Source organism: Tardiphaga robiniae, from assembly GCF_001618955.1.
Lineage (GTDB): Bacteria > Pseudomonadota > Alphaproteobacteria > Rhizobiales > Xanthobacteraceae > Tardiphaga > Tardiphaga robiniae_A.
This window is the reverse complement of sequence record NZ_LVYV01000008.1, coordinates 1-14,826: the sequence shown is the minus strand read 5'-3', so window position 1 is coordinate 14,826 and position 14,826 is coordinate 1. Positions and strand designations below refer to the sequence as shown.

Below are 14,826 nucleotides of genomic sequence, written 5' to 3'. Positions count from 1 at the left end.
GGTTTACGCGGCCTGGGACGCCTGGCTGCCAAACCGGCGCAGCAGGTTCTCGATTTCCGATGCTGGCTTCGCAGGGCTGAACAGAAAGCCCTGCACCTCGTTGCAGCCTTCCGCGCGCAGCCAGTCCAGCTGATCGATCGTCTCGACGCCCTCAGCCGTTGTGGTGATGTTCATGCTGCGACCGAGCCCGGAGATCGCGCGCACGATGGCAACGCAATCCGGCCGCTCGATCAGATCCTTCACGAATGACCGATCGATCTTGATCTTGTCGAACGGAAAACTCCGGAGATAGCTCAGGCTGGAATAGCCGGTGCCGAAATCGTCCATCGAGATGCGGACGCCCAGCGCGCGCAACTGATGCAGGATGGCCAGGTTGGCTTCGGTTTCCGCAAGAAAAACCGACTCGGTGATCTCCAGCTCAAGGCGATGCGGCGACAGGCCGGAATAAGCCAGCGCGGCAACCACGACCTGCACCAGATTGCGGCTGCGGAACTGTACCGGCGAGAGATTGACCGCAACCTTGATGTCGTCCGGCCACTTGGCGGCTTCAGCGCAGGCCTTGCGCAGCACCCACTCGCCGAGCGTGACGATGAGGCCGATATCCTCGGCGACCGGGATGAAATCCGCCGGCGAGATCATGCCCTTCTCGGGATGTTTCCAGCGTAGCAGCGCTTCGAAGCCGGTGATGCGGTCTGCGGCCAGATCGACCAATGGCTGGTAGTGCAATTCAAAGTCGCCGTCAGCGAAAGCGCTACGCAGATCGAGCTCCATATCGCGACGCTTCTGCGCCTGGCGATCCATCTCGCGCTCGAAGAAGCGATGCACACCGCCGCCTTCGGACTTGGCCCGGTACAATGCCATATCGGCATTGCGCATCAGCTCTTCGCTGGTATCGCCATCGCCCGGCGACATGGCGATACCGATGCTGGCGCCGATCACGACCTCGACGCCGTTCATGTCATAGCGCGCGCTGATGATCTCGATCAGCCGCGCGGCAAAATCGTTGGCTTCGTTCGGTGTGATATCGGCTGCCAGCACCACGGCAAATTCGTCGCCGCCGAGCCGGGCTGCGAGATTGTTGCCGCGGACCTCGGCGCGCATTCGTGTGGCGACCATTTTCAGTAACCGGTCACCCATGGGATGACCGAAGGAATCATTTACATTCTTGAACAGGTCGAGGTCGATGCACAGCACCGCGACATGCTTGCTCTGATCGTCGTGATCGAGCGCCTGAGCCAGACGCTCCTGATAAAAAACACGATTCGGCAAATCCGTCAGCGCATCGTGATGCGCCATATGCGCCACGCGCGCCTCAGCCTTGCGACGCTCGGTGATGTCGACGACAGCCACGAGGAATCCGTCGCGGCCTTCGAACATCAGGCGGCGGCCATAGGTCAGCACCTCGATTTCGCTTCCGTCGGCCTTCAGGTGACGCCAGTTGCGATCCGACTGATAGATATCTCCGAGTTGCATCAACGCGCGCGTGTGAAGCTCCCATTCATCGCGCGGCCAGATTTCCTTGAGCTGCATGCGGAGGAAAGTGGAGCGATCGTATCCGTAATGCGCGACAGCCGCGTCATTGACGCTGAGAAAGTCCATCGTCTCGGCATCGAACACCCACATCGGCATCGGATTGCTGTCGAACAGCAGCCGGAACGAAGCTTCGCGGCGCTTGATGTCGGTGACGTCGGAGACCGTGAGGGACACGAGATCGCCGAAGGCTGTCGCGCTGAGCCGAAGGTTGCGATCATCACTGTCGATTTCGAGCTGACCGCTCTGGCCATTGGCGATCATGGACAGCAGCCATTTCGTCACGCTCGGCAGCGACAATGCGTGGCCGCCTGCACTCAGCTTGCGCCACTGAAGGTCGGTGGGTGATACTTTCAGCAGGCGCGAAGCGCCCTGATTATGATGCACGATCTGGAAGTCAAAAGCCTGGCTTGCGGAATCCCGGATTGCCGCAAGCGACACGATGCCTTCGTCCGTCGACGAGAAGATCGCATCGACCAGATTGTAACGGGTGCCCTGCTCGTTGACATAGACGCCGACCAACCGGCCACCCCAACGCGACGCTGTCGGCAGCGCCAGAATGTCATAGGTGTGGACGAGACCGTCACGCACACAATGCGCCACCATCAGATGCGGCCTGTTGGCCTGCAACGCGCAGTTCGCGGCTTCCGTTAGCGCACGCACGCAATCAGGCGCCAGCACGTCGAGCGGAATGCCCCAGCGATCGTCGCCCAGCCACTGTTGCACATAGCGGCCGCTGCGTGACACTTCGAGCGTCTCACCTTCGACCTTCAGCAGGACGATGTGATCGGCCATCCGCCCAAGACTGCCGAGCATCACTTCTTCATAGCCGGGCAGAATTTGGCCGGGACGAACGGCCGCCCGCCATTTGCGTTGCAAGGCGGGAATGTCGTCGAACAACTTGACGTCCGGGCTTCCGGATAACTGTCTGGCCGCGGTCACGACATCCCCTTCGGAACACTTGTAGCGATACGTGCTATTCGGGCCATGGGGATTAACGTCATGTAAACGTTCCGCGGCCGCGGACGGCAACGACCTGTTATAACGCGACAAACTGGCACGATGGTTAGTTGGCGATTCAGGACCATGACACGCGCATGACAATTCATTCGCGTTTGAAGCGTGTTGTCTGCAACGAAATCTTTGTTCTGGAAGATTGTTGGGTAGCTTGCGAGCAGCAGTTAGCGCGCGACGACTTCGATCTCGCCATCGACGCCGTTCACGACGTTGAAGGGGCGCTCGAACACCTTGCCTTCATTCTTTGCGATAGCGCGATATTCGCCTTCCGCAAGCGTGACGCGCGGGAATGCGCCGATCGATTCCTTGATGACGTCGCCTGCCGGCGTGATCACCGACCATGCGGTGTTGGCCAGGGCCTCGCCGCCCTTGTCGCTCACCAGCTTCATGGTGATGACAGCCGCACGATGCGTGATGGTCACGTCGGTGAGCTTGCTCGCCTGCACGCGAATATCCGAGCGCACTACCGAATTGGCGTCGCCGTAATTCGAGATGATGTAGTAGGTGCCCTCCTGCAGCAGCACGACATCGCCGGCGGGAACGCTCGGCAGTAGCGGCGTGCGCTCGCCGCCTTCGAACTGGCTGCCCTTGTAGATCGAGAACGATATCTGGTTCTGCGGAATCTTCGAGGTGCCGACGCGGCCCTCGATCCGCAATCCGCCCGCAGGGAGCACGAACGCTTCACGATCGGTCTCGGACTTGATGGTCACCGGACGAACGGCGCTCACAAGGCCCAGCGCCACATGGACCACATAGCTGCCCGGCGGCAGCACGATGTTGGGCGTCGCGCCGCGATCCTCGCGGATCAGCTTGAAGGCCCCCGTCTCGTCCGGTCGATCCGAATAGACTCGCCAGACCAGCCCACTATTGATGACCGGCATATCCTTGCCATAGCGCGCCGTCAGCGCCAGCACGCCCTGTGCGGCCCCCGTTGGAGCCTGGACCGGCGATGGCACGGGCGGTGCGACATTGGCGACCGGCGGTTGCGTCAGCGGCGCCGGCAACAGGGGGGTGGAAGCAGGACCGGACGGCGGCGCGAGGCTGATGGCCGGACCCGATGGGACATCCGGGATCGAGCCCGGCGGAACCGGTGCCGGGCGGTCCGAAAAGAACTGCGCGGATGCGGTTTGGGGCAAGGCAACAGCCTGCAGCAGAGCGAGGGCCAGCATCATAGCCAGCCGTCCGCTCCGGCCGGATGTTCGCAAATCATGGCCCCATGCAGTCATGGTCATGCTTTTCACCGAAAACGTGACAAATTCAAGCCTTGACGGCTGTCTCGCGGCCAGACCCACAATCGCGTGAGGCCCCATGAACAGGTGTACCATGCGGTAACGGGTCGCTCTGCAGTCACATTTGGTGCCTAAACCTCGCAAACGCGACATAAATCATGAATTAGCTACCGTCTGGAATGATGGCGCCGCTGCATTTAATATCGGCTGCGTCGAGGAGGCTTTGTGTGCTGGAGATTTTGATGGGGCGCGGCCAGAATGGCGCGAACGGTCGCGACAAGCCTGGTTTGGGCAGCGTTCGACGTCCGATCATCGGTCTGGCGCTCGGCGGCGGTGCGGCGCGCGGTTTCGCCCATATCGGCATCCTCCGCACTTTGCTTGCTCATGGCATCGTCCCGAACGTCGTGGTGGGCACGTCGATCGGTGCCGTAGTTGGTGGATCCTACGCCGCTGGCCACCTCGATACGCTCGAGGAATGGGCCCGCAGTCTGCAGCCCCGCAATATTCTCAGCTATCTCGACATCCGCCTGAACGGTTCTGGCCTGATCGGCGGCAACAAGCTGGCCGCGCAGCTCGAAGCATCGCTGGGCCATACACTGATCGAAGATCTCCCGCTGAAATTCGCCAGCGTCGCCACCGAAGTTCGCACCGGTCATGAAATCTGGCTGACTCATGGTCGCCTGGTCGATGCGATGCGCGCGTCCTATGCGCTGCCGGGCATCTTCTCTCCGGTTCTGGTCGGCGATCGCTGGCTGGTCGACGGCGCGCTGGTCAATCCGGTGCCGGTATCGGCGGCGCGCGCGCTGGGTGCGGAGATTGTCATCGCAGCTAATCTCAGCAATGACGTGTTTGGCCACTCGACCACGATTTTCGACCATGGCACGGGACCGGAAGTGGCCGAGCCCATCATCGAAGTCGAAGAGCCCAAGCGCGGTTTCAGCAAGTTCTTCTCGGCCGAGCGCACCATGAAGCGCGAATTCTTCGGCGGCGGCGGACGGCCGGGCATCTCTACCGTAATGGTCGATGCCTTCAACATCATGCAGGATCGCATCACCCGCGCGCGCCTTGCCGGCGATCCGCCGGATCTCCTGATCGCACCGCGCGTTGGCCGCATCGGCTGGTTCGATTTCCACCGCGCCGAAGAAATGATCACGCTCGGCGCGCGTGCCGCAGAACGCGCCGTCGAGTCCATTCAAGAAGCGATCGAAATCCTCGCCCCCGAAGTGGCAAACTCGCCTGCGCCCGTCGTTGCGCAGAAGCCGACCACTTCGCAGAGCTGAGCACGGCGGCCTCAGGCCGTCGCGATATATTCGCGCAGCGCTTCCTGTTCACGTTCGAATTCGCGCAAGCGAAATTTGACGACGTCACCGATCGAGATCAGGCCAACGATCTTCTCGTCCTCGATAACGGGCAGATGCCTGAATTTTCCGGTCGTCATCTTTTCCATGATTGCACCAACCGTATCAGCTGGTTTGCAGCCAATGACCTTGCGCGTCATCACGGCGCTCACGTCTTCATCCAGCGCCGCGGCGCCGCGCTCTCCGATCACCCGCACGATATCACGCTCAGACAGGATACCATCGATGTGGTGATGGCTCATCACCAGCACAGCACCTATTTTTCGCTGTGACAGCATCTGCACCACCGACGAGACCTTATCGTTCGGCGAAACGCTGATGATCTGGTGGCCTTTGGAATCGAGAATTGCACGTACCGTCATTGTCGCCTCCTAAGTCGAACCATGCCCTTTGTCGGGCGCGGTCTTTCATTCTTGGGTCGTCAGACAGATGCAGTGTGACAGCGCCAGTTCAACAGTCGTTCAGATGTGGTGATCGAACTGACACACCATTCGCGCCGGGAACGGGATCGACCTCAAGGGCCGAACCTGCCAACGTGAGTCACCTGTCGAATACTTGATGATGGATCAAATGCGTCGGCCTCGCAAGAAGCCGGTAGCGCTCAATGCAGGTCGGACATGTCCCGAGACGACGTCTGCGAACCCGTGCGCTGCAACCTCGGAATGGGATCGAACAGCGAAAACAGCAGCAGCCCGGCGAAGAAGCCGCCGATATGCGCCTGCCACGCGACGCTTGCCCCTTCCGCGCCGATCGCAATCGAGCCGACGCCGAAGATGATATTGACGCCGAACCAGACCGCCAGAAATCCGATCACGCGCGGATCGCGCAATGCACGCAGCAGCGGAAGCGCCGGCACACGTGCCGCCTCATCGGCATCGCCGCGGTTGAACGACAGGAAGCTGCCGCGCACGAAGGCAAACCGGATGGCCGCCGCCATCGCGCCGGAGACCGAAGCCGATGCGCCGATCATCGGGGCGAGTGCGTGTTCATGGGTAACCAGATGCGCAGCGGCGCCAGCCACAGCCGTCACCGCCATGAAGATGAAGAAGCGGACCGCGCCGAAGCGCCGTGCCAGCGCGCTGCCGAACGGCAGCAGCCACAACACATTGAAGCCGATATGGCTGAGATTGGCGTGCAGCAGCGAATAGGTGACGAAGGTCCAAACCTTGGCGCCATTGCCGCCGGGAAACGGCATCGACAGCAGCGTTTGGTCGTAGCGCTTCGGAATGAAGCCGAAGACCTCGATGGTCCAGTATTCCAGATCCACCGGCAGCAGCATGCGGATGATATGGATCGCGGCGAGCAACCCGACATAGGCCGTCAGCGCCCCCGGCAGGGTCAGGATCGGTTCACGCGGAGGAGCGGGGGAAGCCAATGTGTCCAAGGGAATAACGGCCTGTCAGCAGCTCTGGCGAGCGATGCCCCAGATAGTCGGCTTTGGCGGTGCGGTGCAAGCTCAGGATCGCCGCAGGACAGCAAACCCGCTTGAAAAGAAAAAGGGAGAGCCTCTGAGAAAGGCTCTCCCGGGTCCCTCTTGATCTTTTCCCGCGGATGGATGTCCCGGTGTGCCGGACAAGCCGACATCCCCACCCCTCCTCGCGTGACGACCAATTCTGTTTTCAGCCACCTGTTTATCGAAGCGCGTCACGAACTGCTGGAGACAGTCCGTTCCGCTCTGGAGTGAGCAGGAGACTACCGGCAATCCCGGCGTTGCCAAGCGCATGCTTAACTTAAAGTTAACGGCGAACCTGCCCACCCACGACGAAACCGGACGGTTAATGAAATCCTAAAAATCATAGTAAACTTAACCTTAACGGCGGATACCCGCCCGAACGCGGTGGAAAACGCGCCTTCGGCATGGACGCTGCAATGACTGATCTGCACAACATGTAGCGGCGAGCGGTGGATGGATTCGGGACAGAAATGTCCCCGATCCACTGCAAGCCGGGTCAGGATCAGGCGAATGAAACATCCATCCAGCCGCGCGTTCTTCGCCTATTGGGACGACAAACGCGGTTTTGCGCGCGCTCCCGATCGGAGCGAGCTGGAACCCGGCCCCGTCCGCGAGTTGCTCGGCGACATCTTCGTGCTGTCCTATGACAAGCCCGTCGAATTCCCGTTCCGCGTGGCGGGCACAAGAGTTTGTGCCCTGCTCGGCCGGGACCTGAAGAACCAGCCGTTTCCGTTGCTGTTCGCGCCCGAGTGTCGCGAAGAGATCCGGGACATGATCACCGTCGTATCCGAGGAGCAGCTCGTCGCCGTCGCAGGCGTGACCGCAATGACCGAATTCGGCCAGAAGGCGCATCTGGAACTGCTGTTGCTGCCATTCGCGACGCGCGCGCATTCCCCTATCAGCCTGACCGGGCTGCTGGCACCCATGTATGAAGTCCGCGGTCGGCTCGGCGCATTCCAGCTGACGTCGTTTCGCTATCTCGCCCACCAGCCGCAGCGCTTTGCGCCGCGCGCCCTGCGCAAACTGCAGGTTGCCCGTGGCCTGATGGTCTATGAAGGGCTGCGCTGAGTAGCTTTCTGCGCGCCTCGCACATTCTAAGTGTCGCGCAGAACAATCACGCCAACTGGTTGCGCCACGTCGGTATTTGCTAACGCGGCGTTAACCCTGCGGGCCGTAGGGTCGGTCGAAACTCGACCCGCATCACCGGCACGGCACTGATGGCGTTCGCGCAAACAAAATCGATTCTTCCGTCTGCAGAAGAACGCCGTCGCTTTCAGCGGGTGAAAGTGCACCTGCTTGGCCGCTATATGCTGCCGGATCGCCGCGAATTTCCGTGCCAGGTCATCAATATGTCGCCCGGCGGCCTCGCGCTGCTCGGTCCCGGCATCGGCAATGTGGGCGACCGCGTCATCGCCTATCTCGACCATATCGGCCGCGTCGAAGGTAAAGTCACCCGGATCATCGACAACGGTTTCGCCATGACTGTGGGCGCGACGCCGCGCAAGCGCGACAAGCTGGCGGCCCAGCTCACCTGGCTTGCCAACCGCGACATTCTCAATCTGCCGGAGGACCGCCGCCACGACCGTATCGTGCCGCGCAATCCGATGGTGCTCCTCACCCTCGAGGATGGCGTCCAGATGAACGGCCGCATTATCGACCTGTCGCTGTCCGGCGCCGCCATTGCGGCAGAGAAGCGTCCGCCGCTGAACTCGATTGTCATGCTTGGCCGAATCCAGTCCCGCGTGGTCCGCCATCTCGAGGAAGGCTTCGCTCTGGAGTTCTTCCACGAGCAGTTGGCAGAGACGCTCGAAGACAGCGTCAACGCCCGGTAAACGGCCGAACGGCCCCGATCCTCGTTTTTCAATGTCCTGAAGGCGCTATCCGCGTCAGCGGATACCGTTGCGCGTCATCTGCACTCTGTCGCGAGGGGTTAATTTCACGCCGCTTTGCACACGCAAGTTCCTGAATTGCAGCATTCAAGCCATTAACGCGTAAAATTTGAATCAAATACAATTAGCTAAAATTTGAATCGCATTCGATTCAAGTATAGTTCGAATTCGCCGCGCCTTTTACTTGTAATCGCTTCAATTGTACTTGAGCGATTTAGCGGCGACGAAAATCCTTTGTGCGAAACATGGTCCCAACAAGAAAACGGGGGCCACAATGTTTGGTAACAAGGGGCGATACTTCGGACTGGCCGTTTTAGCAGTCCTTCTTGGAGTGACTTCGTCGGCACGTGCCGGCAACGAAAAACTCTACGCAAGCCTGGGCGACAGCACGCGCGCACCGATCGGCTGGGTCGAATTCTGTTCAGACAATCCGACCGACTGCCGCGGCGGTACGACGCAAGCACGTGACATCGTCATCACGCAGACTGCGTGGAAGGATCTGGTGCGGGTCAATCGCTGGGTCAACGAGACCATCAAGCCAATGACCGACATGGATCATTGGGGCGTGATCGAAAAGTGGTCGCTGCCATCAGACGGTTACGGTGACTGCGAAGACTATGTGCTCCTGAAGCGCAAGATGCTGATCGAAGCAGGCTGGCCACGTGAGGCGCTGCTGATCACCGTGGTGCGTGACAAGAAGGGCGAAGGCCACGCCGTGCTCACGGTGAAGACGGACAAGGGCGAATACGTTCTGGACAACCAGAATGAGAACGTCCTCGCCTGGACCGAGACCGGCTACCGCTTCGTCAAACGTCAGTCACAGAGCGATCCGAATGTGTGGGTCTCGCTCGGCGACAACCGTCCTGCAGTGGCTACGGCCAGCGCGCGGGATCGCTAAACAACACGAATTCGAGACACGCGACCCGGTCACATCCCCACCCCTCCCCGTCCCAGACCGGATCGCGCGCGGCCAGCTCTCCCCCAAGAGCTGGCCGCAACTTTTTGGGGTGATGGTCAGGCGACTTCTCGCGCTCCAGTGATTTGCCCCTCGCCGAATTTCTCTGCTCAATGCGCGCACTTTTCACCGGAGAGAGTCCATGACTGCCGAGCCTATCCTCGACGCCCAGACGCTTGACGCTGACGTGATCGGCCTCACCAAAGTCGCACCATTGTCACGTCGCGGCTTCATGACCGCATCGGCCGCCGTCGCTGCCGGCTATACTCTGGCTGCCGGTCCCGTGCGTGCCGAGGTCATCAAGACCGACACGACGGGGCTCGACGCCGGCGACATCAAGATCAAGGTCGCCGACGGCGAGATGCCCGGCTACTTCGCCCGGCCCAAGGGCGTCGCAAACCCGCCCGTCGTGATCGTGGCGATGGAGATCTTTGGCCTCCACGAATACATCAAGGACGTCACCCGGCGCTTGGCCAAGCTCGGCACCTTCGCTATCGCGCCGGACTACTATTTCCGCAAGGGCACCGATCTGACCAAGATCACCGAGATGTCGCAGTTGCTGCCGCTGGTGAATTCCAAGCCGGATGCCGAGCTGATAACCGATCTCGATGCGACGGTCACCTTCGCCAAGGCGCAGGGCGGCAATACCGACAGGCTCGGCATGATCGGCTTCTGCCGCGGCGGCCGCAATGTCTGGGAATATGCCGCCTATAGTTCAGCGCTGAAGGCCGCCGTGGCCTTCTACGGCCCGCTGGTCGATGCGCCGAATCCGGTCTGGCCGAAGAGCCCGACGCAGCTTGCGCCCGACATGAAGGCACCGGTGCTCGGCCTCTATGGTGAAGCGGATACGGGCATCGCCGTGGCGCAGGTCGAAGCGATGAAGGCGGCGCTGACGGCGGCCGGCAAGACCGCCGAGTTCAAAATCTATCCCGGTGCGCCGCACGGCTTCCATGCCGACTACCGGCCAAGCTATCGGCAGGAAGCCGCTGACGACGCGTGGAAGCAGATGCAGGCCTGGCTGACAAAGTACAAAGTGCTGGGCTGATCTCAGACTGCCGTCTAAGAAAAACGAACTGACGAAATCGCCGCGCTAGTCGCGGCGATTTGCGTTTCGGTCGATGGTGCCGTCGGGCCGATAGCCGAAGCGCACGAGTGCAATCGCCGTCAACCGCTTCCCGAACCGGCGTTCGAACTCACAGAACATCCAGACGAAAGCCGTCGCCAGCGCAAAGACGGTCGCGACAAACAGCAGCGTCAGGTTTGAAATATCGAGGGTCATGGTCATCGTTTCGATTTAGCAAAACGCGTACCAGACAGTCTAACCAGCCATGATGTAGCTCCAGCACAGCCATGCTGGAGCCGACGAGGTAATCAGGTGGCGTCGCTCAAGGTCAATCAGTCACAAACCTCGACACGACGCACCCGATATCCAGCCGGTGTCCGTACGCGCTTACGCGTTATGTAACATCCGCCTTCGTCATCATAACCGCCATAAGCGTAGGGGTACCCACCGTAATACGCATAGGGGCCGTAGCCGTAGTAACCGCCATAAAGGCCGGCGCCGGCGAGGCCAAATCCCAATCCTATTCCAGCACCGCGAAATCCACGGCCGAAGCCACCGCCGTGAAATCCGCCGCCATGGAAGCCTCCTCCGCCGTGAAAACCTCCACCACCATGGCCGCCGCCACCGCGCGCCGATGCGGCTGTCGGGGCGATCAGTGCGACTGCGGCAACGGTCATCAGACCAAACACCAATTTGCGTAACATCAACTACACTCCGTCACGGGTCACTCACAGCGCGCCCCTGTCAGATAGGTAGCTCTTTCATTCATGAACCGCCACGGTGCGACGATCAATAGCCGTCACTTGTTCGCGACTGTCGGTTACGGTGTGTTGCTGAACGCCTGTCGCGCAACGTTGCGCTAGCACCCCTTGCAGATGCTCTTCACCTTGCGATCGACGGCACGATCCTGCGCATCGACCGCTGCATCGCCTGTCGCCGGCTTGCCATCGGGCGACGCCTGTCCGGTCCCGCTCGCGCCTGCCGTGATCCCGGTCGCGGCGCGTCCACCGCTCGCATTCGCCGTGCCTGCACTATTGGTGCCCGCAGCGCCACCTGTCGCGCCGCCGCCTGCGCCGCCCGATTGGGCGAACGCCGCGACTGACGACAACAGGACGGCAGCCGTTGCAGTCGCGATGAGTTTCGAGGAATACGCCATTGGAAATCTCCTTTGGCGTTCAACGAGACCAGCGGAAACGGGTTCCGTTGCGGGAACGAATTTGGCGCCGGCGGCTTGAATCCCTGACATTGCCGAGGAGAAGCCTGCGTGTCCTGGGACAAGCCGTTTCGCGAACCGATCGAATTGCCCGACGGCAACACGCTGGTGTCGCTGCGCGACGCCGGCGCTTACATCACACAGCTGTCACCATCTGAACACGATGCAAAGGAGTGGCAAACCGCGATGCATTGCCTGATCGAGGCGGCTGACTACGGCGGCCCTGTCAGTTTCGCGCGGCTCGGCGTTGCACAGGCGCTGCATCGCCATCAGGAGAAAGTATTCGACCCGACGCGCAAGCGATCGCGCTGGCGCAAGCCGGGCCTCAGTTAGCATATATCCTCATGCGCAAGCTGATCGACTTCGACGATGAGACCCTCGACAAGCTGACCCAGCTCGGTCGCGATCGCATGGCAACGACGCAAGAACTCGCCGATGAAGCCTTCGCCGACCTCCTGAAGAAGCACGGCGTTCCGATCGATCTCAAGGATGCGCTCCGCAAGAGCGTGAAAGCCGCCGGTCCATCATCCGCAGCAAGCCGCAACACTGCGATGCGCCGCGCCCCGTCACGTCCAGCAAGGAAGAAGGCCCATGCCAAACGATCCGCAAAAAGATCCATTTGAGGAAGGCGAGCGTGCCGCCAGCGAGGGTATTCCTGCCGAGGCCAATCCCTATCAGGATGGCAGCGAGGAGCATTCGCTATGGAGCGCCGGCCACGAGCGCGTGGCCTGCGAGACAGAAGCCAACGAGTCCGAAGGGACGTGATCGCGCTGCGTGCGATCGCAACGAGAGCCCTTTCGGTTCTGATAGAATCAGACCCGAGGCTCTGACTTTTTGTTGAGACGCGTTTTCTTGATGCGACCCGGTACCCACTTCGCTCGAGAACGCTCTAGCCGATCTTCTTGAGACCTTTCTGAAAGCGCGGGCCGTTCGCCGCATAGAATCGCGCGGCGCTGCCCATCGCCGTCACCTGCTCCGGCGACAGCGTGCGAATGACGCGCGCCGGCGATCCGATGATCAGCGAATTCTCCGGAAATTCCTTGCCCTCGGTGATCACCGAGCCGGCGCCCACGATGCTGTTCTTGCCGATCTTCGCACCGTTCATCACGATCGAGCCCATGCCGATCAGCGCACCGTCTTCAATCGTGCAGCCGTGCAGGATTACGTTGTGACCGACGGTGCAGTTCTTGCCGATGATCAGGGGAAAGCCCTTGTCGGTATGGCACGTGCAGTTGTCCTGCACATTGGAGCCTTCACCGATCTCGATCCATTCGTTGTCGCCGCGCAGCACCGCGCCGAACCAGACACTCGCCTGCTCCAGCAAACGAATCTTGCCGATCACATCGGCCGTGTCGGCGATAAAGTAATTTCCGCTGGCCGGAAGATCCGGTCCCTGCCCGTCGAGTTCGTAGATTGCCATGATTGAGTGGTCTCCCTTTGCGGAAGACACTGCCACGGATTCTTGCGCTTAGGCCAGTATGCCCAGCGCTTCCAGCGTCATCACGATGAAGGTGCCCGACATCAGGCTCCAGAGGCCGGCCAGCACTGTCGCGATCATCACGAACTGAACGCGATGCTGCTCAGCCGCGCCGTTGCGCAGGGTGTTGCGCATGATGATGAAAGGCGCTGTGAAGACGAGCAGCGGCACGGCTGCGAAGGCTTCAGGGGATGGCCCCTGCTGGAGCAGGCTGAAGCTCGGGGGACGTTTGGCGAAGGCCTGATAGGCGCTTGCAATAGCGCCTGCGAGCGCGAAGCCAATGCATAGCTGGAAAAATGAATTCAACGCATCCGGCGACATCGAAGCTCTTTCACGACACATACAAACACCGCCCCTGCATCGCAAAATGCGAAGCTCCGCGCCAGCATAACGTTAATAAAGGGTTAACGGCACGGTCGGGAACCGCGCGCGGTGCATGGCTCCCGGATACCGCCTGCGGCGAGGTGCGCGAGGCCGTTAACCATCGGCTGGCATATTCGCGGTTGATTCGCCCACCCGGTACACCGTCCCAGTTCCAATTTAGCGTGCGCATGTCTCTGCTGTTTCCGACCCACCCGACGACGCGGCCGCGGCGCCGCCACCGCCGCAACCACGTCGTGCCGATGCTGATCGGTGCAGCGCTTGCAGCCCCCGCTATCGCCGTGGTGGCGTATCTGTTGTGGCCCACCTGGCAGAGCCAGAAGCCCGGCGATCCCGACCGCATTCCGGTAAGCGTGGGCGCCACCCTGTTCAACGTCCCGACGCATGCCTTTCGCCGCAAGGTGCAGAAACATTCAGGGCCGCAGGAACGCGTCGATCTGAGCTATGTCTATCCGTCGCTCGAAGCGAGCAACCTGCCGAGGCATGTCAGCGTCGAGAATTTCGATGAGAACGCACAGCCGATCGATCGCATCTTCGTCTCGATCTCGGCGCATCACGATGCGACCTCGCCGGACACGCGCTTGCGCACGATCTATCCGCGCTATATCGACCGCGCGACATCAAGCGAAGACGGCCTGACCACGCAGCCATTCCGCGACAACTCGCCCTACAGCAATGAAGATCTGTTTCTCGGCACGACGCCGGCGCTGGTGGCGCGCTGCACGCGCGACGGCGCCACGCCCGGCATGTGCATGAGCGAACGCCGCATCGGCGGCGCCGATCTCATCTTTCGCTTTCCACGTAGCTGGGTTGAGCAATGGCGCGATGTCGGCAACGCCATGGATCGCCTGACCACGCAGCTCAGCGGGCTGCGCTGATCGCTCGCGGCGTCATTTGCGTCGATCATCGGATGTAATTGTCAAACAGCCACGCTTTCGCATTCTCGCGGCGCTTGCGCGTCCGAGGTATGAGCAGTGCCCCTCGGAAAGATGAGGGGCGGCGACGCGCCGTGAGGCGCAAAGGGTGGTTTTATCGCGATCCGCTCCACCGGAACGCCGGCAAGCTGCAACCGCGCAACGCCTCACGGCGCGCCACCGCGGCGATTTCTGTCCCCGGGACCGTTCTTCCGGGCAAAGGCGCAGAGCTCCGCACTCCGCTGATCCCGACGGTTTCCCGCCGTTCACCAATGCCACGTCCAGCCAGCATGAGTGGCAGACCCCCGTAGTGGGGCCGGACGGTGACCCAAGGCCTCCCGAGTGCG

At 61.2% G+C, this 14,826-nt stretch carries 18 protein-coding genes; 9 read left to right on the top strand and 9 right to left on the bottom strand.

The annotated features are described in order from the left end of the window. Positions 1 to 3: 3 nt before the first annotated feature. Together A4A58_RS11160 and A4A58_RS11155 are read right to left on the bottom strand one after the other, a co-directional pair. Positions 4 to 2,472, bottom strand: coding sequence for a putative bifunctional diguanylate cyclase/phosphodiesterase (locus A4A58_RS11160; protein ID WP_068731923.1), 2,469 nt, complete (start codon positions 2,470 to 2,472; stop codon positions 4 to 6). 239 nt (positions 2,473 to 2,711) lie between these two features. Then, positions 2,712 to 3,773, bottom strand: a complete 1,062-nt coding sequence (locus tag A4A58_RS11155; RefSeq protein ID WP_068732097.1) for a hypothetical protein — start codon at positions 3,771 to 3,773, stop codon at positions 2,712 to 2,714. Positions 3,774 to 4,003: 230 nt separating this feature from the next. On the opposite strand from A4A58_RS11155, the gene A4A58_RS11150 reads away from it, so the two are divergent. Next, on the top strand, positions 4,004 to 5,056 hold the full coding sequence (locus tag A4A58_RS11150; RefSeq protein WP_068731921.1) for a patatin-like phospholipase family protein: 1,053 nt from the start codon (positions 4,004 to 4,006) through the stop codon (positions 5,054 to 5,056). A gap of 11 nt (positions 5,057 to 5,067) precedes the next feature. Here A4A58_RS11150 and A4A58_RS11145 read toward each other — a convergent pair whose 3' ends face one another. Together A4A58_RS11145 and A4A58_RS11140 are read right to left on the bottom strand one after the other, a co-directional pair. After that, a complete protein-coding gene (locus A4A58_RS11145; RefSeq protein WP_068731919.1) occupies positions 5,068 to 5,496 on the bottom strand; it encodes a CBS domain-containing protein in 429 nt (142 codons plus the stop codon). 239 nt (positions 5,497 to 5,735) lie between these two features. After that, a complete protein-coding gene (locus tag A4A58_RS11140) occupies positions 5,736 to 6,518 on the bottom strand; it encodes a rhomboid family intramembrane serine protease (RefSeq protein ID WP_244499733.1) in 783 nt (260 codons plus the stop codon). 579 nt (positions 6,519 to 7,097) lie between these two features. Between A4A58_RS11140 and A4A58_RS11135 the strand changes: the two genes are divergently transcribed. From A4A58_RS11135 to A4A58_RS11120, 4 genes are all read left to right on the top strand, one after another. Further along, entirely contained in the window at positions 7,098 to 7,655 is a 558-nt protein-coding gene (locus A4A58_RS11135) for a PAS domain-containing protein (protein WP_068731915.1), read from the top strand. Between the two features lie 149 nt (positions 7,656 to 7,804). After that, positions 7,805 to 8,419: a PilZ domain-containing protein gene (locus A4A58_RS11130; RefSeq protein WP_068731912.1), complete on the top strand. Its 615-nt coding sequence runs from the start codon at positions 7,805 to 7,807 to the stop codon at positions 8,417 to 8,419. Positions 8,420 to 8,750: 331 nt separating this feature from the next. Continuing rightward, positions 8,751 to 9,374, top strand: a complete 624-nt coding sequence (locus A4A58_RS11125) for a transglutaminase-like cysteine peptidase (protein WP_068731911.1) — start codon at positions 8,751 to 8,753, stop codon at positions 9,372 to 9,374. Between the two features lie 289 nt (positions 9,375 to 9,663). Next, the gene (locus A4A58_RS11120) at positions 9,664 to 10,476 is read left to right on the top strand and encodes a dienelactone hydrolase family protein (protein WP_086937024.1); all 813 of its coding nucleotides are present in this window, start codon (positions 9,664 to 9,666) and stop codon (positions 10,474 to 10,476) included. A 45-nt stretch (positions 10,477 to 10,521) separates the two neighbouring features. Here the strand turns inward: A4A58_RS11120 and A4A58_RS11115 are convergent, their stop codons facing one another. From A4A58_RS11115 to A4A58_RS11110, 3 genes are all read right to left on the bottom strand, one after another. Continuing rightward, entirely contained in the window at positions 10,522 to 10,716 is a 195-nt protein-coding gene (locus A4A58_RS11115; protein ID WP_068731907.1) for a hypothetical protein, read from the bottom strand. A 110-nt stretch (positions 10,717 to 10,826) separates the two neighbouring features. After that, complete coding sequence (locus A4A58_RS29640) at positions 10,827 to 11,198, bottom strand: hypothetical protein (RefSeq protein WP_081421821.1); 372 nt, start codon at positions 11,196 to 11,198, stop codon at positions 10,827 to 10,829. A gap of 155 nt (positions 11,199 to 11,353) precedes the next feature. Continuing rightward, entirely contained in the window at positions 11,354 to 11,650 is a 297-nt protein-coding gene (locus A4A58_RS11110; RefSeq protein ID WP_068731905.1) for a hypothetical protein, read from the bottom strand. Between the two features lie 108 nt (positions 11,651 to 11,758). On the opposite strand from A4A58_RS11110, the gene A4A58_RS11105 reads away from it, so the two are divergent. The 3 genes from A4A58_RS11105 to A4A58_RS31135 are packed head-to-tail and all read left to right on the top strand — an operon-like array spanning position 11,759 to position 12,472. Beyond that, the gene (locus tag A4A58_RS11105) at positions 11,759 to 12,040 is read left to right on the top strand and encodes a hypothetical protein (protein ID WP_068731903.1); all 282 of its coding nucleotides are present in this window, start codon (positions 11,759 to 11,761) and stop codon (positions 12,038 to 12,040) included. Positions 12,041 to 12,051: 11 nt separating this feature from the next. Then, complete coding sequence (locus A4A58_RS11100; protein ID WP_068731901.1) at positions 12,052 to 12,330, top strand: hypothetical protein; 279 nt, start codon at positions 12,052 to 12,054, stop codon at positions 12,328 to 12,330. Further along, on the top strand, positions 12,299 to 12,472 hold the full coding sequence (locus tag A4A58_RS31135; protein ID WP_192855904.1) for a hypothetical protein: 174 nt from the start codon (positions 12,299 to 12,301) through the stop codon (positions 12,470 to 12,472). Before A4A58_RS11100 ends, A4A58_RS31135 begins: the two co-directional genes overlap by 32 nt. A gap of 124 nt (positions 12,473 to 12,596) precedes the next feature. Here the strand turns inward: A4A58_RS31135 and A4A58_RS11095 are convergent, their stop codons facing one another. Beyond that, positions 12,597 to 13,127, bottom strand: coding sequence for a gamma carbonic anhydrase family protein (locus tag A4A58_RS11095; RefSeq protein WP_068731899.1), 531 nt, complete (start codon positions 13,125 to 13,127; stop codon positions 12,597 to 12,599). A gap of 48 nt (positions 13,128 to 13,175) precedes the next feature. Continuing rightward, entirely contained in the window at positions 13,176 to 13,505 is a 330-nt protein-coding gene (locus A4A58_RS11090; RefSeq protein ID WP_068731897.1) for a DUF6949 family protein, read from the bottom strand. Positions 13,506 to 13,735: 230 nt separating this feature from the next. Between A4A58_RS11090 and A4A58_RS11085 the strand changes: the two genes are divergently transcribed. After that, positions 13,736 to 14,443 carry a hypothetical protein gene (locus A4A58_RS11085; protein WP_068731895.1) on the top strand — a complete coding sequence of 236 codons (708 nt, stop codon included), beginning with the start codon at positions 13,736 to 13,738 and terminating at the stop codon, positions 14,441 to 14,443. Positions 14,444 to 14,826: the final 383 nt, after the last annotated feature.

Bases quoted from the DNA above. Each gene is read 5' to 3' on its own strand.
- A4A58_RS11125 (WP_068731911.1), top strand. From the start codon at position 8,751: ATGTTTGGTAACAAGGGGCGATACTTCGGACTGGCCGTTTTAGCAGTC.
- A4A58_RS31135 (WP_192855904.1), top strand. From the start codon at position 12,299: ATGCCAAACGATCCGCAAAAAGATCCATTTGAGGAAGGCGAGCGTGCC.
- A4A58_RS11155 (WP_068732097.1), bottom strand. From the start codon at position 3,773: ATGACTGCATGGGGCCATGATTTGCGAACATCCGGCCGGAGCGGACGG.
- A4A58_RS11115 (WP_068731907.1), bottom strand. From the start codon at position 10,716: ATGACCATGACCCTCGATATTTCAAACCTGACGCTGCTGTTTGTCGCG.
- A4A58_RS11120 (WP_086937024.1), top strand. From the start codon at position 9,664: ATGACCGCATCGGCCGCCGTCGCTGCCGGCTATACTCTGGCTGCCGGT.
- A4A58_RS29640 (WP_081421821.1), bottom strand. From the start codon at position 11,198: ATGTTACGCAAATTGGTGTTTGGTCTGATGACCGTTGCCGCAGTCGCA.
- A4A58_RS11130 (WP_068731912.1), top strand. From the start codon at position 7,805: ATGGCGTTCGCGCAAACAAAATCGATTCTTCCGTCTGCAGAAGAACGC.
- A4A58_RS11135 (WP_068731915.1), top strand. From the start codon at position 7,098: ATGAAACATCCATCCAGCCGCGCGTTCTTCGCCTATTGGGACGACAAA.
- A4A58_RS11085 (WP_068731895.1), top strand. From the start codon at position 13,736: ATGTCTCTGCTGTTTCCGACCCACCCGACGACGCGGCCGCGGCGCCGC.
- A4A58_RS11145 (WP_068731919.1), bottom strand. From the start codon at position 5,496: ATGACGGTACGTGCAATTCTCGATTCCAAAGGCCACCAGATCATCAGC.
- A4A58_RS11090 (WP_068731897.1), bottom strand. From the start codon at position 13,505: ATGTCGCCGGATGCGTTGAATTCATTTTTCCAGCTATGCATTGGCTTC.
- A4A58_RS11110 (WP_068731905.1), bottom strand. From the start codon at position 11,650: ATGGCGTATTCCTCGAAACTCATCGCGACTGCAACGGCTGCCGTCCTG.
- A4A58_RS11095 (WP_068731899.1), bottom strand. From the start codon at position 13,127: ATGGCAATCTACGAACTCGACGGGCAGGGACCGGATCTTCCGGCCAGC.
- A4A58_RS11100 (WP_068731901.1), top strand. From the start codon at position 12,052: ATGCGCAAGCTGATCGACTTCGACGATGAGACCCTCGACAAGCTGACC.